General features: G+C 46.3%; 21 protein-coding genes. All 21 read left to right on the forward strand.

Features of this window, described 5'->3' with window-relative positions:
• Positions 1–77 precede the first annotated feature (77 nt).
• The 21 genes from WC052_04385 (at position 78) to WC052_04485 (ending at position 23244) form a co-directional block, all read left to right on the forward strand.
• Positions 78–1175, forward strand: a complete 1098-nt coding sequence (locus tag WC052_04385) for a hypothetical protein (GenBank protein MFA7286866.1) — start codon at positions 78–80, stop codon at positions 1173–1175.
• A 64-nt stretch (positions 1176–1239) separates the two neighbouring features.
• Positions 1240–2313, forward strand: a complete 1074-nt coding sequence (locus WC052_04390; GenBank protein ID MFA7286867.1) for a hypothetical protein — start codon at positions 1240–1242, stop codon at positions 2311–2313.
• A gap of 62 nt (positions 2314–2375) precedes the next feature.
• A complete protein-coding gene (locus tag WC052_04395) occupies positions 2376–3446 on the forward strand; it encodes a hypothetical protein (protein MFA7286868.1) in 1071 nt (356 codons plus the stop codon).
• A gap of 90 nt (positions 3447–3536) precedes the next feature.
• On the forward strand, positions 3537–4589 hold the full coding sequence (locus WC052_04400; protein ID MFA7286869.1) for a hypothetical protein: 1053 nt from the start codon (positions 3537–3539) through the stop codon (positions 4587–4589).
• A gap of 70 nt (positions 4590–4659) precedes the next feature.
• A complete protein-coding gene (locus tag WC052_04405; protein ID MFA7286870.1) occupies positions 4660–5727 on the forward strand; it encodes a hypothetical protein in 1068 nt (355 codons plus the stop codon).
• Positions 5728–5838: 111 nt separating this feature from the next.
• Positions 5839–6915, forward strand: a complete 1077-nt coding sequence (locus WC052_04410; protein ID MFA7286871.1) for a hypothetical protein — start codon at positions 5839–5841, stop codon at positions 6913–6915.
• Positions 6916–7016: 101 nt separating this feature from the next.
• On the forward strand, positions 7017–8075 hold the full coding sequence (locus tag WC052_04415; GenBank protein ID MFA7286872.1) for a hypothetical protein: 1059 nt from the start codon (positions 7017–7019) through the stop codon (positions 8073–8075).
• Between the two features lie 80 nt (positions 8076–8155).
• Positions 8156–9253 carry a hypothetical protein gene (locus tag WC052_04420; protein MFA7286873.1) on the forward strand — a complete coding sequence of 366 codons (1098 nt, stop codon included), beginning with the start codon at positions 8156–8158 and terminating at the stop codon, positions 9251–9253.
• A 75-nt stretch (positions 9254–9328) separates the two neighbouring features.
• The gene (locus tag WC052_04425; protein ID MFA7286874.1) at positions 9329–10399 is read left to right on the forward strand and encodes a hypothetical protein; all 1071 of its coding nucleotides are present in this window, start codon (positions 9329–9331) and stop codon (positions 10397–10399) included.
• Positions 10400–10462: 63 nt separating this feature from the next.
• Entirely contained in the window at positions 10463–11524 is a 1062-nt protein-coding gene (locus WC052_04430; protein MFA7286875.1) for a hypothetical protein, read from the forward strand.
• A gap of 177 nt (positions 11525–11701) precedes the next feature.
• Positions 11702–12739, forward strand: a complete 1038-nt coding sequence (locus WC052_04435; GenBank protein MFA7286876.1) for a hypothetical protein — start codon at positions 11702–11704, stop codon at positions 12737–12739.
• Between the two features lie 79 nt (positions 12740–12818).
• A complete protein-coding gene (locus WC052_04440) occupies positions 12819–13895 on the forward strand; it encodes a hypothetical protein (GenBank protein ID MFA7286877.1) in 1077 nt (358 codons plus the stop codon).
• A gap of 104 nt (positions 13896–13999) precedes the next feature.
• Positions 14000–15094, forward strand: a complete 1095-nt coding sequence (locus WC052_04445) for a hypothetical protein (GenBank protein MFA7286878.1) — start codon at positions 14000–14002, stop codon at positions 15092–15094.
• A gap of 102 nt (positions 15095–15196) precedes the next feature.
• Positions 15197–16261 (forward strand): hypothetical protein, encoded by a 1065-nt coding sequence (locus WC052_04450; protein MFA7286879.1) that lies wholly within the window; start codon positions 15197–15199, stop codon positions 16259–16261.
• Positions 16262–16315: 54 nt separating this feature from the next.
• Positions 16316–16504, forward strand: a complete 189-nt coding sequence (locus WC052_04455; GenBank protein ID MFA7286880.1) for a hypothetical protein — start codon at positions 16316–16318, stop codon at positions 16502–16504.
• 30 nt (positions 16505–16534) lie between these two features.
• A complete protein-coding gene (locus WC052_04460) occupies positions 16535–17362 on the forward strand; it encodes a hypothetical protein (GenBank protein MFA7286881.1) in 828 nt (275 codons plus the stop codon).
• Positions 17363–17429: 67 nt separating this feature from the next.
• Entirely contained in the window at positions 17430–18485 is a 1056-nt protein-coding gene (locus WC052_04465) for a hypothetical protein (GenBank protein MFA7286882.1), read from the forward strand.
• Positions 18486–18596: 111 nt separating this feature from the next.
• The gene (locus tag WC052_04470) at positions 18597–19646 is read left to right on the forward strand and encodes a hypothetical protein (protein ID MFA7286883.1); all 1050 of its coding nucleotides are present in this window, start codon (positions 18597–18599) and stop codon (positions 19644–19646) included.
• A 72-nt stretch (positions 19647–19718) separates the two neighbouring features.
• The gene (locus WC052_04475) at positions 19719–20864 is read left to right on the forward strand and encodes a hypothetical protein (protein MFA7286884.1); all 1146 of its coding nucleotides are present in this window, start codon (positions 19719–19721) and stop codon (positions 20862–20864) included.
• A gap of 161 nt (positions 20865–21025) precedes the next feature.
• Complete coding sequence (locus WC052_04480) at positions 21026–22090, forward strand: hypothetical protein (GenBank protein ID MFA7286885.1); 1065 nt, start codon at positions 21026–21028, stop codon at positions 22088–22090.
• Between the two features lie 86 nt (positions 22091–22176).
• Complete coding sequence (locus WC052_04485; protein MFA7286886.1) at positions 22177–23244, forward strand: hypothetical protein; 1068 nt, start codon at positions 22177–22179, stop codon at positions 23242–23244.
• Positions 23245–23302 lie beyond the last annotated feature (58 nt).

Genomic DNA, 23302 nt, shown 5'->3' on the forward strand with positions numbered 1-23302 from the left:
ACGCATCAGCTCCACGCGAATGCATAATGTTTTTATGCCAAAAATGATACGTACCCGTCGAAATAACATAATCGTACATGGATCATCCGAGTTTAACGCAATATCTGGGGTCAGTGAATCAAGACCCTGATATTCTGGCAACCATTGCGAACGAGGACTGGACATTGGACATGGCGCTGGCTGTCGCGGGACACAATCCGACCGCATTGCCCCCCCGAATAAGGCTAACCATAATGACTTATGTGCCGATTCGATTCCATACCAGGGATGTATGGAAGAAGGCCGTGTGTTCCGTGTATAACTTGTACGCGCTCATGCCAAAAGAATTTCGAGATGAGCGATTTCACGGAGAAGTTACACGTATTTGGCCAATTCTATATGGGCGCATACCATTACACTGTCGCACATCGCAATTGTCGCTAGACACATTCATCAACAAAATTGTTGATCCGGATTTCCTGATGCTTGTTCCGCCTGAGAGTCAATCGGATGAATTGATATTACGCGCCTTGACTGTATCGGTGCATAACATAAAATATGTCACCTATCCCACGATTCAGCAACAGATAGTTGTGTTGGAGCAAGATCCGAAAATGATCGCACATATCGAGCCACAGACAGAAGAACTCTGTAAATACGCCATGAACATAGCGATAAATAGACCACAATATTCCCCAAAAATCATTTGTGATGTACTGTCTGCGATCAGACATCAGTCGGATGAGATTTGTTTGCTTGCATTACAACATTGGCCACGGGCGATGGAGTTTATTCGCGATCAGCGAGAAGAATTGTGTCTAGCCGCAATTGCTCAGTTCAAAAAATTTCGGAATGATGGCGAGCGCTCAATGAACATGGTTGTTTCATCAATGTTGAAATTGATACGCAATCAGACGCTTAACATTTGCATGGCCGCCTACAACAAGTATAAGTCGAGCTTCATTTGTATCCGAGATCGCACGATGCGCAACCGAATTGTCCGCTTGGTGCTGTCCCGGGCTATCATCGCGCTGCGAGAAGTGCATCTCTCGACATTGCTGCTGACCGAGGTGTGTGAGGCGGCGAGACCAGCGCTGTTCCCCGTGCCGGCATACTGCGAGAGAAACGTGCTGACGCCACCACAGCTGTGGCAGCTGGCCAAGTTGGTCCGTGAATGGTCGATTGAAGCGCCGTGAACAGTCGTTCGAAGACGCCCATCTTTTTGCGCAAAATTGATGCATGATTTGTCATTGATTTGCCATGGATCACCCAAGTTTAGTGCAGTATCTGGGCTCAACAAATACAAATCCGCACGTGTTGGCCACAATCGGGGACGAAACGTGGACACTCGAAATGGTGTTAGCCGTGGTTAGTTACAACCCGCCCGGATTGCCGGCCTATCTAAAGAAAAGAATCATGACCTACATTCCCATTCGATTTCATTCCAGGGGTATATGGTTGACCGCAATATGTAAAATCGACGATCTGTGCGATATGTTACCAAAAGAATTTCATAATCAACGGTTCTACGACGAGGCGGTACGCATTACACCTAGATTATTTCAAAGCATACCATTGTGCTATCGTTCTCCGCAGTTAACATCGATATCATTCATTGCAGCGGACAACTTCCAAAAACGTCGTTACTTGCAACATGTCCCCCCTGAGAGCCAAACTGATGAATTGGTGAAACTAGCGTTGGTGGCGTCCGCACAAAATGTGAGATTCATCGAACGACCCTCTCTTCAACAGTGTTACGATGCGATAGAGCGCGATCCAAGAGAACTCCGAAATATCGGCGATCAATCAGACCAAATTTGTCGTCTCGCAATCGACTCCGCGAACGATGTAGCTGATCCCATGATACTCTGCGATGTGTTGTTTATGATTAGACGACAAACAGATGAGATCTGTTTGTATGCAATAGGTTGTTTGCCGCAAGCGATGGAGTTCGTCCATGAACAGCGAGAAGGCTTATGTTTGGCCGCATTCGCCCAGCTGGACCAAACGTCGGGCGACATGACCGGCGATGCCGGCCGGTTACTGTGGTCTGTTCGCAACCAGACGTTCGACATCTGCATGGTCGCGTACAGCAAATCCCCGCCAGTGTTCTTCGAAATACGCGATCCCACGATGCGCGACCGGGTTGCCCGCGCCGTGCTGTCCCGGGCGATCATTGCGTTGCGCGGCGCCAATCTTTCGACCCTGCTGCTGACCGAGGTGTGCGAGGCGGCGACGCCGGTGCTGTTCCCCGCGCCGATATACTGCGGGCGGACCGTGCTTACGCTCGCACAGCTGTGGCGACTCGCTAAGCTGATCCGGGACGCTGCTTGATCGACTACGTTTTTTTGTGGGCGCAAATTGAACGGCGCTGCAAAGAGCATAACCTCCAGTAAATGTTGCGGGCTTTGTTAAAAACGGGAACCAGTACGATCTACAATTGTCTGGAACATATTCCAGAATGTGAATGGACCGAAGAAATTGTGCTCGAATTGATTGGGAAAACGTCTCTAGAGAAACAATATGTTGCATTGATCGTTAGCATCCCAGAACGCTGTAAAACATACAAGGTATGGCTACAACTTTCTGTCGTTTGCATGGGGTTATTGAAACGTGTGCCGTCGAAGATCGCAACGCAGTCATTCTACGAGGATGTAGTGCGTGAAAAACCCATGGCGTTGAAAAAGGTACCACTGTGGTATCGCACAGCCAAACTGTGTGAAATTGCGCTTGACAAAACAATACAAAGGGCTGCTACTGGCTCAGTGCTGCGTTATGTGCCACACGACATCCAAACGGAAGAAATGATATTGGTATCTATCGATGTGCATGGTGGACACGATTTGGCATCGGCGGCATTCCAGACGCGAGCCATCTGCATGAGAGCGGTCGAGACCGAACCAAAATCTATCTCGTTAGTTGTCGAGCAAACTCCCGAGATTTGTGAAGCGGCTATTCAAAGCACAACTATCGCAATGGAAGATTATGATGAAATTCGTGACGTCATCTCATCGATCAGAGATCACACACAAGAAGTCTGCTTCAGTGTTTTGAAGGTTTGGCCTCTGGCGTTGAACCATCTTCGAAATCATTCACGAGAGGTTTGTCTCGAAGCCATTCGCCTCGCACAACCGGTTGATGCTGCGGTGCTGCTTACATATGCTCGCGAGCAACATTTGGAAGTCTGTTTAGCAGCTTATCGAAATGAACGCTTATCGTGTTATGTAATTCGTGACGTTGCGATGCGCCGACGCGTGGAAAGACTGATTCTTGCGAATACGCTACTGATGCCGCTGCGCGCGATCAATCTTTCGACCCTGCTGCTAATCGAGGTGTGCGAGGCGGCGACACCGGCTCTGTTTCCCGCGCCAACATGTCGCAAGAGAAGTGCGTTGACGCCGCCGGCGATGTGGCAGCTCGCCAAGCTGATCAGGGATGCGAACTGTCATTCTCTAACAACGCACTAATGATTTACGGCGTTTTTACATTCACACACTAATAGATTGCATTTTTTTGATGTAAAAAAAAAATGAATACTGATTGGCTACCTACACATTATGTCCTTTCCAATGGCATTGACGCCACATCTAGTGCCATCGTTGGAAGCTGTCAAATACATAAACGATGTCCCGGACAGTGAATGGACAGAAGAATCAGTCCTCGCATTGATCGAACGATTAATACCCCCCACTTTGGAGAGAAATCAAGATGTTTTATTCAACCGTCTTCCGGAACGTTGCAAAACATATAACGTTTGGAGGGAGGCCTCTGCCAAATGCCCAACATGTTTAAGATTGGTGCCCGCGAGTGTCGCTACGCAATCGTTCTATGAGGATGTTGTGAACCTAAATGGTCAGGCGATACGAGAGGTGCCGCGGCAATTCCGCACATCCGAACTGTGTTGTATCGCTACTGACAATTCTCAATTCTCGATTCTCAGTGAGGTACCCTACGAATCTCAAACAGAAGAAATGATATTGGCCGACATTGAATTCTTTGATGGAGAGTCGTTGATGTGGGCAGCCTTTCAAACTCGAGACATTTGCATAGCGGCTGTCAAAAGCATTCCAACAACCATCGAATTGGTCAAAGATCAAACATTAGAAGTTTGTGAAAATGCTATTCAAGCGGCCTCAGAAAGAAACGATGGTGACAAAACGTTGCATGAAGTGGTTGCTTTGATCAAAAATCACACACCGGAAATATGTAATATAGTCTTGCGTCATCACCCCTGGTCGATTGCGCGTTTGAGAAATCATTCACGAGAGGTATGTCTCACCGCGATTCATAATACGGACCCGGTAGAAGTATCACTAATCCTGAATGATATTCGTGAGCAGACCTTGGAAATATGCATCGCGGCCTATCGAAAATCACGAGAATCATATCGTGCGGTGCACAATCCTGTTCTGCGGCGAAACATGATACGAACGATATTAGCATCTGATGTGATTCCCCTGCATGGTGCCGATCTCTCGACGTCCCTGCTTACAGAAATATGCGAACACTTGCTGCCCGAGAAATTCCCGCCAGTGTTGTGGGAGAAACCGCAACTATTGACGCCATCACAGTTGTGGTCTCTTGCGGCAAAGGTGAAGCACGCCGCATGATAGCCGTATCGAATTTTTGTCTGTGGCAACGCAAAATTGAATATCGTACCAAACCACATAAAAACATCAAATGTCGAAACAATCACTGATGTCGATCGTAAATGGTGCGCCCAATGCCAAAACATTATACGATGCTATGGAAAAAGCCCCAGACCATGAATGGTCAGAAGACATCGTTCTCAAGATGATTGATCTAATAACGTGGCATCAGATGGGGGACTGGGGTTATGTTGATTTATATTACCGTATTCCAGAGCGCTGCAAATCATACAAAGTTTGTCAAGCTATTGTTGCCGGTTGCCCGACGCTCTTGACACAAGTTCCATCGAATGTTGCAACACAATCATTCTATGAAGCTGTGGTGAAACTGAACGGCATGGCATTGTTTGAGGTGCCGCGCCAACACCGCACGACAAAAGTGTGTAACCTAGCGTTCAACAATCATAAATTCGAGAATCCTTCCAGATTAGAACTCGCGCCATACGAATCTCAAACCGAAAAGATGATATTGGCAGCAATTCATTGTCACGGTGGAGAAGAACTGGAACTGGCGGCGTTCCAAACACATGACATTTGCATGAAAGCGGTGAAAATGGACTCAAGTACTATTGTGTGGGTCAAAAATCAAACTCCCGAAATTTGTGACGCAGCTATTCAGAAAGCCGCGAGTAGTGGAGGACAGGCATTACGCGATGTACTCGCATCGATCAGAAATCATACGTTGGAAGTGTGTCGAGAAGTTCTGCGACACTACCCCCTAATGTTGGAACATCTTCGAAACCAACAGGAGGAGGTTTGTTTCATCGCAATTCAATTCGCTAGCGTAAAAGATGTGTCAATTATTCTGACAGATATTCGCGAACAAACAGTGAAAATATGCATCGCCGCGTATCGGAAAGCAACAGATGCATTTCATTCAATTCGGGACGATGTTATGCGACGACACGTTGTGCGATTGGTTATGGCCGAAGACGTGCTGATGCCAATATGTGGTGTCAATCTTTCTACGTCCCTGCTTACGGAAGTGTGCGAACACTTGCTGCCCGAGAAATTTCCGCCAGAGATGTGGGAGAACCTCCAGTTATTGACGCCGCCTCAATTGTGGGCTCTTGCGGCGAAAGTGAAGCACGCCGTGTAAGAGTCATATTTTTCACCCCGCGACATCACAAAATTGAAGATTGTGTTGAATGGTGTATTAATTACGTATCCGAGGTCTGAAATCGAGGCCATTCTTAACAATTACGATTAAATGTCGAGTAATTTGACAGCATTGGAGTCCGCCATGGAGATTGGCGATCCGCATGAAATATCATTTGCCGTGCATGATCTTGAAGAGTGGGAGTGGTCGGAGGAAATAACTCTCCGACTTATTTACCAATTGGCGGACGTGGATGATTGGGAATATTACAACATTCTATTCCACGCCATTCCGGAGCGTTGCAGAACGTACAACGTTTGGCGACAACTTTGTGTGGACAATCCGGAACAATATTTGGAATGGGTCCCGTCGGATGTTGCAACTCAAGAATTCTACGAAGATGTCGTGAGTGGAAATGTCGCGGCGCTGTGCGGAATACCACGACAATTTCGCACAACCAAATTGTGTAACACTGCGATCAATCATTCCAAATTCTCAGAAGAATCTGGCCTTCGACACGTACCACACGAATCCCAAACGGAAGAGATGATATTAGAAGCCATCAATGTATACGGTGCCTCTGAATTATCGATGGCTGCGTTTCAAACTCACGACATTTGCTATAATGCGATTACGAATGACGCGACGTCAATTATGTGGGTCATTGAACAAACATTCGATGTTTGTGAATTGGCTATCAATGTCGCCGTAGAAGAAGGAGATGACGAAAACGTGTTGCATGAAGTCATAGCGTCAATCAGAAATCACACGCCAGAAGTCTGTATCAGTGTTCTGAAACGTAGACCCCTGGCATTGGAGTATCTTCGAAATCAACAGAAAGAAGTATGTCTCGCCGCTATCCGGTTTGCGGCACCGCCGGATGTGCCGGTTGTTATGGGTCAAATTCGGGACCAACTTCTGGAAGTGTGCATCGCGGCCTATCGAAAATCACAGGAGTCGTATTATGCCATACGCGAACCCACAATGCGTCGGCGTGTGGTGCGCCTGGTTCTCGCGACTGACGCATTGATTCCGCTACATGGTGTCGGTCTTTCGACCTCGCTGCTCACAGAAGTTTGTGAAGGTCTGCAGAATGACAAATTTCCACCAATGATGTGGGCTAGTACTCAACTGCTGGCTCCGACACAGCTGTGGGCTTTGGCGGCCAAGGTGAAACACGCCACATGAACATGGGCGTGATTTTTGTCTGGCGCGGTGCAAAAATGAACACCATGGTATTAGCCGCATAGTAGTCTCGGCAACATAATAGATCCTGCCTCGACAATCAAATGTCGAGTGAATTGCTGACATTGAAAAATGCCATAAGACTTAGTTCTCAATCTCATATATTCGGGTGCATAGAAGACCTTCAAGAAAGTGACTGGACGGAGCAACTCGTACTCGAACTTATTGAACGATTGTCATTCGATTATCTTGATGATTTGTTAGATCATATTCCAGCGACGTGCAAAACATATAAAGTTTGGCGAGAATTCACCGTTCAATGTCCAAAATTGCTGGAGAAGGTGCCGACGAAAATGGCGACACAATCATTTTACGAGGATGTCGTAGTAGAGAACGCCGAGGCTATAAGTCATGTGCCATTGCAAAATCGCACCACTAAACTGTGCCGCATTGCGATTGAGAGATCACCGATACCCCTTCTCTGTCATGTTCCCTACGGATCCCAAACAGAAGAAATGATATTGGCCTCGATTGATCGACATGATGGTGAAGAATTGATGGCAGCGGCGTTTCAAACGCGAAACATTTGCATGGTGGCGATTGAAATAGACCCAACCTCCATTGAATGGATCAAAGATCAGACGTTAGAAATTTGTGAAAAGGCTATTCGGGTCGCTGCGGCCGTTCGCAGAGGCGGAAGAGAAAAAACACTGCTCGACGTTGTGGTCTCAATCAGAGACCACACTCCGAAAATTTGTAATCTGATTCTGCATTTCATGCCTCAGGCAATTGCGATTCTCCGGAACCATTCACAAGAAGTTTGTATCAATGCCATTCAGATATCAAGTACACTGAATGTACCTCGGGTTCTGAAAGACATCCGTGAACAATCCCTGGAGGTGTGTATCGCCGCATTTCGGAAAGAAAGATTGTCGTATTATGCAATTCGTGATACTACTATGCGGCAACGAGTTGTGCGACACATCTTAACTACTGACGCATTGATTCCGCTGCGTGGTGTCTATCTCTCAACTTCACTACTCACAGAGGTGTGTGAACAGGTGTTGATTAAGAAATTTACGCCGATAGTAACTGAAAATCCACAATTATTGACACCGGCGCAGTTGTGGACCCTGGCTGCGAAAGTGAAACATGCCAAGTAGAGTCGTTTCGTCATTTTTCTACTTACTGTGGTTCCCATGCAAAATTGAACAACACGAAGAAACAATACATGATAGCATAAATGAGCGCAATTTCGAATCTGCATACCATGATCAATCATGGAACCACGTCCGACTCATTATTCGAATGCATGCGAGCAGTTCCAAGGAATGAATGGACAGAAGACAACGTTCTCGAAACAATCAGATTGTTTCCTGAGAACCGATATATTGTGGGGGGATTTTATGAAGTTCTATTCGAATATATTCCGGAGAGATGCAAAACATATAATGTTTGTCGACTCGCCACTAACAATCGTCCAAAAATGTTGAGCCACGTACCGAAAGTTATCGCAACACAGTCGTTTTACGAAGATGCCGTAAGTCAATGCAGCATTCTATTAAGTGAGGTGCCTAACCAATTTCGCACAACGAAATTGTGTATGATCGCGGTCAAATCGATCGGCAATTCATACTCGACCGACGTGCTTCATCATGTTCCCTTCGAATCGCAAACAGAAGAAATGATATTGGCCGCTATCGAGACACGAGGCGGAATTGTATTGTCATCGGCGGCCTTCCAAACGCAAGAAATCTGTATGAAAGCAGTTATCGATCGTCCAACAATCATCGCGTTTGTCGATGAACAAACTCCCGAACTTTGTGAATTGGCCATTCAGGTCGCAGCTACATTCGACATCGATGATGGCACCATCGATGTGTTACGCGGAGTAGTGTTGGCAATCAGAGATCATACACCGGCGATCTGTATCAGTGTTTTGAAACATTGGCATCTGGCGATGGAGTATCTCCGAAATCACTCGCTCGAAGTGTGTCTCGAAGCAATTAAGATTGCTGATTCGGAAGAAGTGGCGGATGTTATGAAAGATATTCGAGAACAGACTTTGGAAATATGTGTCGCCGCATATCGAAAGTCTCGAACATCATATCAGACAATCCGTGGCGTCACCATGCGGCGGCACGTAGTTCAGCTAGTCCTCGCAACTGATGTGCTGATTCCACTGCGAGACGCCGATCTTTCGACATCGTTGCTCACAGAAGTTTGTGAGCAGATTATGGGCGAGAAATTTCCGATAACACTGACGATGAATCCCCAACGATTAACGTCGACTCTGCTGTGGGCTCTAGCGGCAAAGGTGAAACACTTTGCATCTGACTAGCAAGGACTGCTTAGCAAGGACTGCCTAGTTTGATGCCAGAGAATGGGCATATTTTGCGAAATTGAACCATAATAAATGGAGTATATCACATGCGAAATGTCACTCTCTGATATTGAAAAAGCAACAACGTTTGTGAAAGCCTACGAATCCGGCTTACTATCGTTTATCCCACAAGATGAATGGACTGAAGAAATGGCTATCCAAGTGATCAGACAAATTTCAGAAGAAAATTATGATGATGTGATGGATAAGATTCCACTCCATTGCTACACATACCGATTTTGGTTAAATACTGGAATATTCCGCCCGAAAATTCTGCGACGGGTGCCGATAGGCGTCGCTACACAAACATTCTACGAGGATGTCGTGAGTGGAAACAGCGAGCTATTGCGAGAGGTGCCGTACGCGTATCGCACAGCTAAACTATGTAACATCGCTATCAACGGTGCTACGGCAGGAGATCGTTCTCTATTAATAGAGATCCCCGAAGAAATTCAAACGGAAGAAATGATACTGAAGGCCATAAATTTACACGGTGGCACTGAGATGTTCTACGCGGCCTTTCAGACTCGAGACATTTGTATGAGTGCGGTTGAAAACGCACCGTATGTCATCGAGTTCGTAAAAGAACCTACGTTTGAAATCTGCGAAATGGCTATTCGAACCGCTGCGGCAGACGCAGATGATTATGCATTGATTGAAGTAGTTAAATGCATCAAAAAACATACACCAGAAATCTGTGCATGCGTTTTGAGATATCGACCATTGGCTCTGGAGCATCTTCGAATCCTCTCCCATGAAGTAAATATGGTGGCAATTCAGTTCTCCACACCATCGGAGGTGCCTCTGGTTCTATCGTATGTTCGTGAACAAACCCTGGAAGTGTGTCTCGCCGCTTATCGAAAATCGCACGAGGCGTATTATCAGATCCGTAAAGCTTATCTGCGTCGATGGATGGCGCGACTGGTCATGGCGACCGACGTGCTGATTCCGCTGCGGGGTGCCGATCTTTCGACATCTCTACTGATCGAGGTATGTGAGGCGGCGACCCCTGTACTGTACCCCTCCCCGGCATGGCGCATGATAATCGGATTGACATTGCCGCAATTATGGAAGTTGGCTAAATTGATCAAAGAACGAGCATAAACCACAATATTCGTGCAAATTTTTGCACAAAAATGAATGCATCATTGTTTCAATACCAAGTAAATGTCGCACGTACTATTATTGATATCAATTTACAATACTAGTATTGATGCTAACGAAATTCGCAAAGGTATGAGACAAATTCCTGAGTGTGAATGGTCCGAAGATTACGTCCTCGAACTGATCAGCATATTGTCGAATAATTATTACGACGATTTATTCGAATGCGTTCCAGAACGTTGCAAAACACGCGATGTATGGGTAACTGTTTCTGTCTATTGTTCCCCGTTTCTGACGCGAGTACCATCAAAGATCGCAACACAATCATTCTACGAGGATGTCGTACGCCAAAGCCTCTCACCCCAATGCAGCACGCTGTTAAGTTATATACCACGACGATATCGCACCACTAAGTTATGCATGATCGCGATCGAATCTGCACACATAGATGATGTGCTTCAGCATGTACCCCACGAATTTCAAACGGAAGAATTGATATTGGCCGCCCTCGAAATGCAAGGTGGAGCATCGTTGGCTGTCGCCGCTATCCAAACACGAAACATCTGCATGGCCGCGGTCGGAACCGCCCCGACAATTATCTCATGTGTCAAGGATCAGACGCTCGAAATTTGTAAAATGGCTATTCTAACGGCCGCCGCAACGGATGATGTTCGCGAGCTGCGCGATGTAGTCCTCGCGATCAGAAATCATTCCACGGAAGTTTGTATCGGCGTGCTGCGATACTGGCCCAATGGGCTGGAATATCTTCGAAACCATTCCCTAGAGGTGTGTCTCAAGGCTATTGAGCTCGCCACTCCGCCGGGTGTGCCACAAGTTCTGAAAGATATTCGCGAACAGACGTTGGAGGTGTGTTTAGCCGCCCACCGAAAAATGCGATCTTCTTATCAGTCAATCCGCGACCCCGCCCTGCGACGACAGGTTGTACGATTGGTCCTGGCGCACGCGCTGATCCCGCTGCGCGGCGTCGACCTTTCGGCATCGCTGCTTACCGAAGTCGGCGATTGCTTGACGGGGAAAAAGTTTCCACCAATTCTCTGGGAGGACCCACAATTATTGACGCCTATGCAAATGTGGGCGCTTGCGGTAAAGGTGAAACATATTTAATATAGTTCACGTTATTTTTTACCACAAAATTGAATACACCAGAAATGGTAAACAGTCACTTAAATGGCAGACAGTTATTCATTAACACAACACGGATTTAAGTTTGTATGCGCCTGTAGAACCGGTTCTCTGAAAAATGTTCCAGAGAGCGAATGGACAGAAGAAATTGTTCTCGAAATGATCTCACGATTGACAAGTAAACACTACAATGATATAATCGATAACGCTCCCGAGCGATGCAAAACATACAAGGTTTGGTGGCATTTGGTGTCCACATGTCCGTCGTTTCTGAAACGTGTGCCGACGGAGGTAGCAACACAATCGTTCTACGATGATGCCGTGCGCAAAAATTGCATGGTGTTGTGTGTTGTACCACGTCGAAATCGTACTACGGAACTATGTATGCTCGCGGTCGCCAGCCATAGATTTCGCGCTGAATCTGCACTGAGCAATGTGCCCTGCGAGTCTCAGACAGAGAACATGATATTGACCGCTATCTCGGTACATGGTGGATACGCGTTGGAATTTGCGGCGTTCCAGACCCCTGCCATTTGCATCGCCGCGGTAAAAGCCGATCCGATAGCCATCACGTGGGTCATTGAACAAACACCCGCGATTTGTGAGATGGCCATTCAGGTTGCCTCGGAAGAAGGAAAAGACAATTTACGTGACGTCGTGACCGCGATCAGAAATCAAACGCTTGCAATTTGTGAAATGGCCATTAAGACCGCCGAGGGTTATGGCATCGGAGAGCGCATCAGCATCGTGACCGCAATCAGAAACCATTCGTCGGAAGTTTGTATCAGTGTTTTACGACGTCTCCCCCAGGCGTTCGAGTATCTTCGAAACCATTCACGAGAGGTTTGTCTTGGGGCAATTGAGATTGCGACAGACCCGGTAGATGTGAACGTGGCACGGATCCTGACGGATGCTCGCGAACAAACTTTGGAAGTGTGCCTAGCCGCTTACCGAAAATCACTGCAATCTTACCGGGCCATTCGCGACACCGGTTTGTGTTGGCAGGTGATGCGATTAGTATTGGCGACTGACGTGCTAATACCGTTGCGTGGCGCCGATCTCTCGACGGCGTTGCTTACTGAAGTCGTCGATTGTCTGATGGACGAAAAATTTCCACCAATGTTGTGGTCGTACGCGCAGATGATGCCGCCGGTGCAAATGTGGACCCTCGCCGCGAAGGTGAAACATGCCGTGTGATACAACCGGAGACCCGACGTCGCCATGACATATTTTTCATGTAATACAAAACTGAATATCATATAAGATTTGATACTCAATGTCGGAACAATCGTTGCAGGTGGTGAAAAGAATCATAAACGTTCCTGGTAAAGTTGGGCCGATATATGATCGCTTAATAGCCATTCCAACATGTAAATGGACGGAAGAAATGGTCCTAGAGGTTCTGAAGTTCTTAACAACTCACGGCATGTCGCAATATTATTATAAGACATTATTCGCTCACATTCCGACCAGCTGTCTAACATACAAAATTTGGCGAGACATTTCTGCCGGCTGCCCCGCACTTATGCGCCAGGTACCGACTGGTGTCGCAACACAATCATTCTATGAGGATGTAGTTCGACTGAATAGTCGGGCGTTGATCGAAGTGCCGCGACATCATCGCACGATCAAATTATGCAGCATAGCCGCCAAATATTCTAACACCGATAACAATTTTACGCTGGAACACGTACCATATGAATCTCAAACGGAAGAGATGATATTGGCCGCGATCGACGCACAAGGCGGACATGAGTTGAGGGTTGCCGCGTTTCAGACGCGCGAAATCTGTATGAAAGCAATTAAGAATGACCCCAAATCGATCAAATGGGTTAACGATCAGACTCCCGAAATTTGCGAAACGGCCATTCAATCCGCCGGACTGTATGGGGAAGACGGGGTGCGCGAGGTGCTAGCATCCATCAGAATTCATACATTGGAGGTTTGTATTAATGGTGTGCACCAAATGGAGAATGTACTTGAGTATCTTCGAAATCAACAACCAGAAGTATGCCTCGCCGCAATTAAGTACTCATCAAGAATGAATGTCGGACGTACCTTGTCAGATGTTCGAGAACAGACCTTGGAAGTGTGCATCTCTGCGTATCGAAAAGAACGAGATTCTTATCGGTCGATTCGAGACAATGTGATGCGCCGACGTGTGGCGCGCCTGATTCTCGCATCTGATGCATTGATCCCACTACACAGTGCTTGTCTTTCGACGTCCCTGCTAACAGAAGTGTGTGAAATCCTGCAAGTGGCGAAATTTGCGCTGATGATATGGTCGAACACTCAGCTGCTGACGCCGGTGCACATGTGGGCCCTAGCGGCGAAGGTGAAGCACGCCAAATAGGGCCATCCATCCCTGTTTGTTTTTCGATGGCACACTACTTCCCCAGATTGGATGGCCTAACTTTAGCCCAAATTGAATGGCCTAACTTCTTAGCATCTTGTTTAATGTCACGCGAGCTGTTGCTGTTGTTAGAACAAAACGTCGCAGACTGGGGGATCGAGACCAATCAAGTGCGCGACGCTATGCGTAACGTCCCGGATTGTGAATGGACTGAAGCAGTTGTATTCAGGGTCATCGGATGGTTGGAAAGATACAGACGAACGCCCGTGGCAGAAGAACACAATGCTATCTTGTTCGAATGCATACCAGAAAGATGCAAAACACATGATGTGTGGGTGGAGATGTCTGTCAATTATCCGCCGTACCTGAAACGGGTGCCGCCGAAGATCGCGACACAAGAGTTCTACGAGGACGTCATGCGCCGGAACCCCATGATAATAGGTGAGGTGCCGCGGCACAATCGCACACCTAACTTATGTCGAATCGCAATCGGCAATTCCGAATACACGAGCGTGCCGCTGCTCAAGTATATTCCTTATGAGTCTCAAACCGAGGAATTAATATTGGAGACAATCAATGTGCATGGTGGAAATGAGTTAGTGTGGGCGGCCTTCCAGACGCGAACTATATGCATGAGAGCGGTTGAAACACACCCGACCTCAATCGTTTGGGTCAACGATCAGACGTTCGACATTTGTGAAAGAGCAATTCAGGTCGCAGCGGGCAGAGAAAATTATTACGAAATACAGGGCGAGGTGGTTGAATTGATCAGAAAACACACGCCTGAAATTTGTGCAATGGTTGTGCGGGAAATGTATTGGGGATTAGGTTGCCTTCGAATTCAATCACGAGAATTATGTCTCGAGGCGATACAACGCTTGAATGACCACGATATAGGGCAGATACTGGTTGATATTCGCGAACAAACACTGGAAATATGTCTGGCCGCGTATAGAAGGCAACGACGTTCATATGCCTCAGTTCGTGACGCTGTTATGTGTCGTAATATGGTGCGACTGGTCTTGACAATTGAAGCACTGATTCCTCTACACAATGTTGGCCTTTCAACATCTCTATTGACAGAAGTGTGTGAGCAGTTAATGCCTGACAAGTTTCCGCCGGCGCTGACGAGAAACCCCCAGTTATTGACGCCGGTGCAAATGTGGGCCCTCGCTGCGAAGGTAAAGCACGCCCAGTAGGGCTTTTGTGACAAGGTGAAACACACTCCGTGAACCGTGTCAAATTTTTCGAACAACGTGAGCTAATAAGTGTGCAAAATTGAACAAGATATACTCGTTCACATGCCAGCCCAAATGAGTGCGCAAACATTGCTAACAATGATCAAACGCGGCGATACGACTGAATTGATTCATGATGGTATGCGGGACCTTCCGGAGAATGAATGGACGGAAAACATTATTATGTGGATTATCAACGCATTGCCATCGCTTGATCGTTATAACGTTTTGTTCGATTGTATTCCGGAGCATTGCAAAACATACAAAATTTGTGAAGTCGTATCATCCATTTGTCCAAAAATGTTGAAACGAGTACCGTCGACTATTGCAACCCAAGCATTCTATGAAGATGTTGTGAAACGAATCTTCATGGCAATATGTGAGATACCTCGCCAATATCGCACGACTAAATTATGTGAGAAAGTGATCTACGGCGGGCATCTCGGTCAGGATATGCTGCAATATGTGCCCCACGAATCTCAAACGGAGAAACTGATTTTGGCCGCCATCGCCGCCTCAGGTATGGGACATGTGTTAAAGTCGGCGGCATTTCAAACGAGAAATATTTGCATCGAGGCCGTAAAAATGACACCAACATCTATTAGGTGGGTTGATCACCAATCATTCGAAATCTGCGAACTGGCTCTTAGGCTTTCTGCGAGATGCGTAGAAACAACGCGCGCCGTGATTGTATCAATCAGACATCACACGTTAGAAGTGTGCAAAACTTTCCTGGAATATATGCCAAATGAATTCTCCTATCTTCGAAACCATTCGCGAGGTGTGTGTTTATATGCGATTCAAAAATCATTTGTATTAAATGTGCCAATGATTCTGGCAGATATTCAAGAACAAAACTTAACCATATGCGTTGCTGCATATAAAAGACGACGGGATTCGTATTTATCGATCCGTGACAATGTTATGTGTAGTAATCTTGTACGACTAATCTTGGCAACCGAAGCACTGATTCCACTACACGATGTTGGTCTTTCAACATCGCTACTGACAGAAGTATGTGAGCGGTTGATGCCTGACAAGTTTCCGCCGGCGCTGACGAGAAACCCCCAGTTATTGACGCCGGTGCAAATGTGGGCCCTCGCCGCGAAGGTAAAGCACGCCGTGTAGACCGTTGCCATATTTTTCGATTCGCAAAATTGAACGTCGACACGACATACTCAAATGTGGCGCATTCCGTCTTTTGAAACGGTTAATAGCGATGCCGGATCGATATACCTACATGCGAAATATTTACCGGAGAACGAATGGACAGAAGAACTCGCTCTCGAGTTGATTGAACGGGTGACAGAATCGTATCTAGATCTTTTAATCGACAGCATACCAACTAGCTGTAAAACATACAAAGTTTGACAGGCCATATCTATCAACTCTCCTAAATTGATGGATCAAGTACCTGCGAATGACGCAACGCAAATCTTCTATGAAGATGTTGTGCGCCAAAACAGCTTGGCTTTCTTCGAAGTGCCATGCCAATATCGCACAGCTACAGTGTGTATGATGGCGATCAACAATTCTGGAATGTCGTTTGGATCTGTTCTATGCGACATTCCCTACGAAATTCAAACGGAGAAAATGATATTGGCCGCGATCGATGTGCATGAAGGACCAGATGCGTTAGAAGGAGCGGCGTTTCAAACACGAGACATCTGCATTGCCGCGATAGAAAAAAATCCACAGGATATCCTGTGGATAGATGACCAAACACCTGACATTTGTGAAATGGCGATTCGAATTTCCAAAAAGAAAGGAATCGGAGTGCGTTATGTTGTAGAGTCGATTAGAATTCACACGCCGGAATTGTGTATGTTCGTAGCTCGCAATATACCTACGGCGATAAACTTACTTCGAACTCAACAGCGAGAAGTCTGCCTTGAGGCTATTCGGAGCGCACATATAGAAGATGTTAAGTGGGTGCTATCGGAGGTTCGCGAGCAATTTCTGGAAGTGAGCTTGGCTGCTTACCGGAGATCGCGACCATCATATCAATCAATTCGCGACGCGAAATTACGTCGATGCGTGGTGCGATTGATTCTGGCAGAAGAGATATTTATTCCATTACGGGACACCAATCTGTCGACATCGCTGCTGACTGAAGTTGCTGATTGTCTGATGGAAGATAAATTTCCACCAATGTTGTGGAAAAACCCGCAAGTATTGACACCAACACAAATGTGGGCCCTCGCTGCGAAGGTGAAACATACTAAATAGCGTGCGTTGCCATAATTTTTCAAATCAGATATGTCACAAAATTGAACAAAGTTTCACCCACAAACCAATGGCGGATATTGTGTTGCTAATACAGACATTCATAGACACGGGTCGGTCCGACCTAATATGCGAAAGTCTGAAAATTGTTTCAAAGCATGACTGGACAGAACTGATGATTCGCCAAATGATCGAACGGCTGCCGGAATCATATTATCGGCATTTGTTTAATTGTGTGCCAAATCATCTCAAAACAAGCAATATTTGGCTGGCCGCGTGCACTAAATACCCGGGATTTATGTCCCAAGTGCCGGCTAATGTCGCAACCCAATCATTCTACGAGAACGTTGTAGACAAACACTCCTTGGCGATACGACATGTACCACGCCAATATCGTACAACTAAACTCTGTTTGACCGCTATCAACGCCACTGGCGGAGATTACTGGGGTCCATTCATGTTAGAATACGTGCCTTATGAATCTCAAACAGAAGAGATGATAATAGCCTCTATCAAAATTCATGGTGGGCACGAATTGGCGTCAGCGGCGTTCCAAACGCGAGATATCTGCATGGCCGCTGTTGCATCTGGGCCGATAGCCATCAAATGGGTCAATGATCAGACATTCGATATTTGTGATATGGCCATTCGTCACGTAGCAAATAGAGGAGACATACGCGATGTGGTGTTGTCAATCAGAAACCACACCGCGGAAATTTGTATCAGGGTTTTGCATATCGATCCCATGGCGCTGGTGTATTTGCGAAACCATTCGCGAGAGGTGTGTCTCGAGGCAATTCGAATCGCAGATGTATCAGAGGTGTCTCAGATTCTGGATACCATGCGAGAACATTCCTTGGAAGTATGCATTGCGACATATCGAAAATCGCGTCTATCTTATCTGACAATTCGCGATGTTGGTCTGCGTCAACGCATGATACGATTGATCATTGCAAATGATATATTGATTCCTTTACGCGGTGTCAATCTTTCGACAGCACTGCTTACGGAGTTGTGCGGGTGCCTGATGGATCACAAATTTCCGTCGCTGATGTTTGTGAATCCCCAGTTACTGACGCCGATGCAGCTGTGGGCGCTCGTGGCAAAAGTGAAACATTTCGAATGACGCGTCAGAATTTTTTGGTCATCGTGACCGGTGTCATAATTTTTGAACATCACGACCGAGCAACGAGCAAAATTGAATAAAGTGTCATCTAGTATATCTCAGCTCGCCTAAATGTCGCATATTCCATCATTCGTGAAATCTCTCATAAACAGTGGTGATTCCGAATTGACAATCACTGGGCTGAAAAACATTTCGGAGAGCGAATGGACAGAAGATATGGTTCTCGAATTGCTCCCACTACTGCCGCAAAGGTTCTATGAAACGTTGTTCGATTGTGTTCCGGAACATTGCATAACATCCAATGTCTGGCAAACTGTTTATTTAATCCACCCGGAACTAGTGCCAACAGCCATTACGACTCAAGGATTTTACGAAGATGCTGTGCGGCGCAATCGAAATACGTTGTGTAAAATTCCTCGGCGGAATCGCACTACCAAACTATGCTTGATAGCAATTAACAACACCGAACGCGAGGACTGTTCTTTGCTACATATTGTGCCATATGAGTCTCAAACTGAGGAAATGATATTGACCTCTATCATGATTAATTGTGGAAATGTGTTGGCCGCCGCGGCTTTCCAGACTCCGCGCATCTGTATGTTGGCGGTCGAATACGAGCCGACGTCCATCATGTTGGTCAATGATCAAACGTTTGCCGTTTGTGAAAAGGCTATTCAAGTAGCCGCGCAGAGGGGTGAAAATTATGTCATGCGCGATGTGATTTCATCCATCAGAGAACATACGGTGGAGATCTGTATCATAATATTGCGATACTGTGGGTCAGTGGTACTGGAATCCCTTCGAAATCATCAGCGAGAAGTGTGTCTGGAGGCCATCCGGCTCGCGACTCGATCAGAGGTGGTGATAGTTCTGAGAGACATTCGCACGCAAACTCTGGAGGTATGTCTCGCCGCGTATCGAAAGGACCAAAATTCATATCAGGTGGTTCGAGACATTGTTATACGGAGGCGCCTCTTACGAATGGTTTTGGTGAACATGCTGATTCCACTGCGCGGTGCCGATCTTTCCACGGCATTGCTCACAGAGGTGTGTGAGTGTCTGCTGATCGAGAAATTTCCGCCAATGATTTGGGAAAATCCACAATTATTGACGCCGACGCAATTGTGGAAACTCGCGGCAAAGGTGAAGCACGCCAATTAGTTGTACGATATACTATATGATTTTTTGCCACCGACGATGTGTGAATTTGAATAAGATTTTGTAAAGGAACAAATGACACAATATCCGCCAATAGCCAAGACCCTCGAGATTATCCAAGCGTGCCAATCCGGCTCGTTGAAAACTGTCCCAGATTGTGACTGGACAGAGGAAATTGTTCTCGATGTGATTCCTCTCTTGGTAGAAGCTTATTATGATGTCCTATTTGATCATATTCCGGAACGTTGCAAAACATATAAAGTTTGGTGTCGAATTTCGGCTATTTATCGAAAAATTCTGGAACATTCACGAGTGCCGACAGAAATCGCAACGCAGTCGTTCTACGAGGATGTCATGCGCCAAAATTGCATGGTGTTATCCGTAATACCGCGAAGATACCGCACAACCAATCTATGTATGATCGCGGCCAACAATGACGATTTAAAATCCTCTGATTATTTCTCCGGCAGCGTGCTCGAGCATGTACCCCATGAATCCCAGACGGAGGAAATGATATTGTCCGTCATCGGCAAACATGGTGGGTTTGAGCTGCAATATGCGGCATTCCAAACGCCGGCCATTTGCATCGCCGCGGTAGAAACTGAACCGATTATGATTGCAATCGTCATTGACCAAACGTTCGCCGTTTGTGAAGCGGCCATTCGAGCTGCTGAAAATTTACAAGAGGTATTGATCTCGATCAGAAATCAAACGCCTGAACTTTGCATAATGGCCATTAATTCAGTTGGTAACGGTTATACGCACGACGAATTGCGAGATATAGTATTTGCCATAAGAAATCATACATTAGAAGTTTGTATCAGCATAGTGCGTTACAGACCACATATGTTGGCGTTTCTTCAAAATCATCACCAAGAAATATGTCTTGAGGTAATTGATCGCATTCACCCATCGGAAGTAACACATATTCTGATTGATATTCGAGAACGAACATTAGCTGTATGTATTGCCGCTTATAAGAAAGATCAGAATTCTTTCCAGGCGATTCGGGACCCTGGGATGCGACGACAAGTGGTACGACAGGTTCTATCAAACATGCTGATTTCACTACGCGGCGCCAATCTTTCGACATCACTGCTTACGGAAGTGTGCGAGTGCATGTTGGACAAGAATTGGCCTTCGATGATGTGGATGAACCCACAAATATTGTCGCCGACGCAACTGTGGGCTCTCGCGGCAAAGGTGAAGCATTTCGAGTGATTATCGCGTCATCGGTTTTTTAAACTTCATGCGGTCCGCAAACCATATGTACGAAGTAATCGCGGCTCGAATTGAATTCGAGCCGTTACAAAATTGAAAGAACGTTAAGAGAGTCGATAACATAAGTTTAAAAGGCTCGAAGACCTCGGTAACAAACATACATGACGTATGTTCTACTTGTGCTGAAATCATTTATAGACACAGGACAGCCCGATGTAATACGCAATGGGTTGATAAGTGTCCCAAAGGCCGACTGGACAGAAAACATGATTCGCGAAACGCTATTCATATTGCCGCGAGCATATCATGGTAACTTGGTTGACTGTATACCCGAACAATTAAAAACATACAAGGTATGGGTGTATCTTTGTAGCCAATCTCCGGCGGAATTTGTGAGACTCGCACCTACCAATGTCGCGACTCAAACATTCTACGAAGATGTCGTCAGCCATAATCCCACAGCATTGTGTTGGGTGCCGATGCAATATCGCACAACTAAATTGTGTATGATCTCGGTCTACGATGTTAGATTTCAGGACGACATACCTGTGCTGAGCCAGGTTCCCTATGAATCTCAAACAGAAGAACTTATATTGGCCGCCGTCGCGAAACCGGGTGGATACGAATTGACATCGGCAGCGTTTCAAACAACGAAGATTTGCGTGGCAGCGGTTGAAGTTTGTCCAACTTCCATCAAGTGGGTTAATGATCAAACATATGCAGTCTGTGTCTCAGCTATTCGTGTCGCCTCTGGTAATGCCGGTTTATATGGCATTCGAGATGTGGTGTTGTTAATAAGAAACCACACACCGGAAATTTGTTTCGCTGTGTTGGGCTTTAACCCGCGCGCATTTGTATTTCTACGGAATCACTCACATGATGTGTGTATCAAGGCCCTACGTTTAGTAGGCACATCAGACGTGTCGAGTATTCTGAATGATATTCGTGAACAAACACTGGAATTGTGCATGTTTGCATACCGAAGATCACGAAATTCATATCGATCAATTCATGACACTGTTCTGCGTCAACGCATGATACGATTAATCATTGCAAATGATATACTGATCCCTCTACATATTATTGATCTCTCTACGTCTCTACTGACATATGTGTGTACGAGTCTGATGCGCCACAAATTTCGACTAATGGCGAGGGACAATCCACAGTTACTGGCACCGACGCAACTGTGGGCTCTCGCGGCGAAGGTGAAGCACTTCGTCTAGTGAGGTCGATTATTTTTAGTTTCTTGTATGTTTGTATCGAGTAAAATTGAAATCCGCATGATCAATCATTACGTGTCGAGTCACCGATGGCTAATTTCTGGGAAAATACCTCAATTTCAAGATGGGCATTGGGTAAAGAACCTAAAATGTCTACGGCGGCTGCGAAAGAATTGTTTCGCGAAATTCCCTCAAATGTCTGGACGATGGAACGAATTATAGATCTCGTCTGGTTTGTCTCATGGGGGTTTCGCGATGAGAAATTTGTTCTGATAATGGAATATATTCCTCCCGAACTTCGGACAAAAGAACTGTGGTTAGCCGTAGTTGCCAAGAAATCTAGCTGGATCGAATTTGTTCCAGTCGAGATGCTTACCGAGTCATTTATTATCGAAGCAGTACGATTAACAAAAAGTCGATGCTTGAAATACGTTCCCGACAGCCTAAAAGCATACAACGTGTGTTGCGCAGCAATTAAATTCGCCAGGGACAAAATAACATTAGACATGGATGTGATGTCTGAGATACCGCCAATACATCAAACCGTTGATTTGATAATGTTAGCCATGGATAGCGCCCTGTGGGCGGGTCGCTGGAATTTAGAATCGATTGTAAATCAAACCACGGAGATTTGTGTGGCTATTGTAAAAAGGATGCCTACTGAAATTAAGCATTTGCGCGAGCAGCCCAGAGAGGCCTGTTTAATAGCTCTTGCAGACGGCGGACCGGAGATACTGGATGTTATACGAGAACAAACAGAGGAACTGTGTCTGATCGCAGTTGGAAAAACAAATTCCGACGGTCCCGCATCGTTGCGATGCGTTCGCGACCAAACCGAAAAAATATGCTTGGCCGCGCTGAGGGCGTGCACCACGGATTATCGGCGTTTGGCAGCCGCGTTGCGTAATATTCGGTCCCAAACGCCTCTCATTTGTCTCACTGCGTATAGTTTAGATAACATTGCATACGTGATCAGAGTAATCGGCGATACGTTGCTCGTTGTGCGTATGCCACCCGGGTTGTGTTGTATTTGCGTGGGGCCAATCTGTCAACTAATCTGTTGGTTGCTGCGTGCGAGCAGCTGGCACCTGCCTTCTTTCCACGTACGTGGACATGGGCTTTCCCGCTGTCGTCAACGCAACTGTGGGCGATCGTGACCTACTCCAGATTGTTCGTCGGCTGATGCGGCATCTTTTTCATGCACTGTGACAAAAA

It is taken from the genome of Patescibacteria group bacterium (genome assembly GCA_041675205.1).
Classification (GTDB): Bacteria; Patescibacteriota; Patescibacteriia; order GWA2-46-9; family GWA2-46-9; genus JBAYUF01.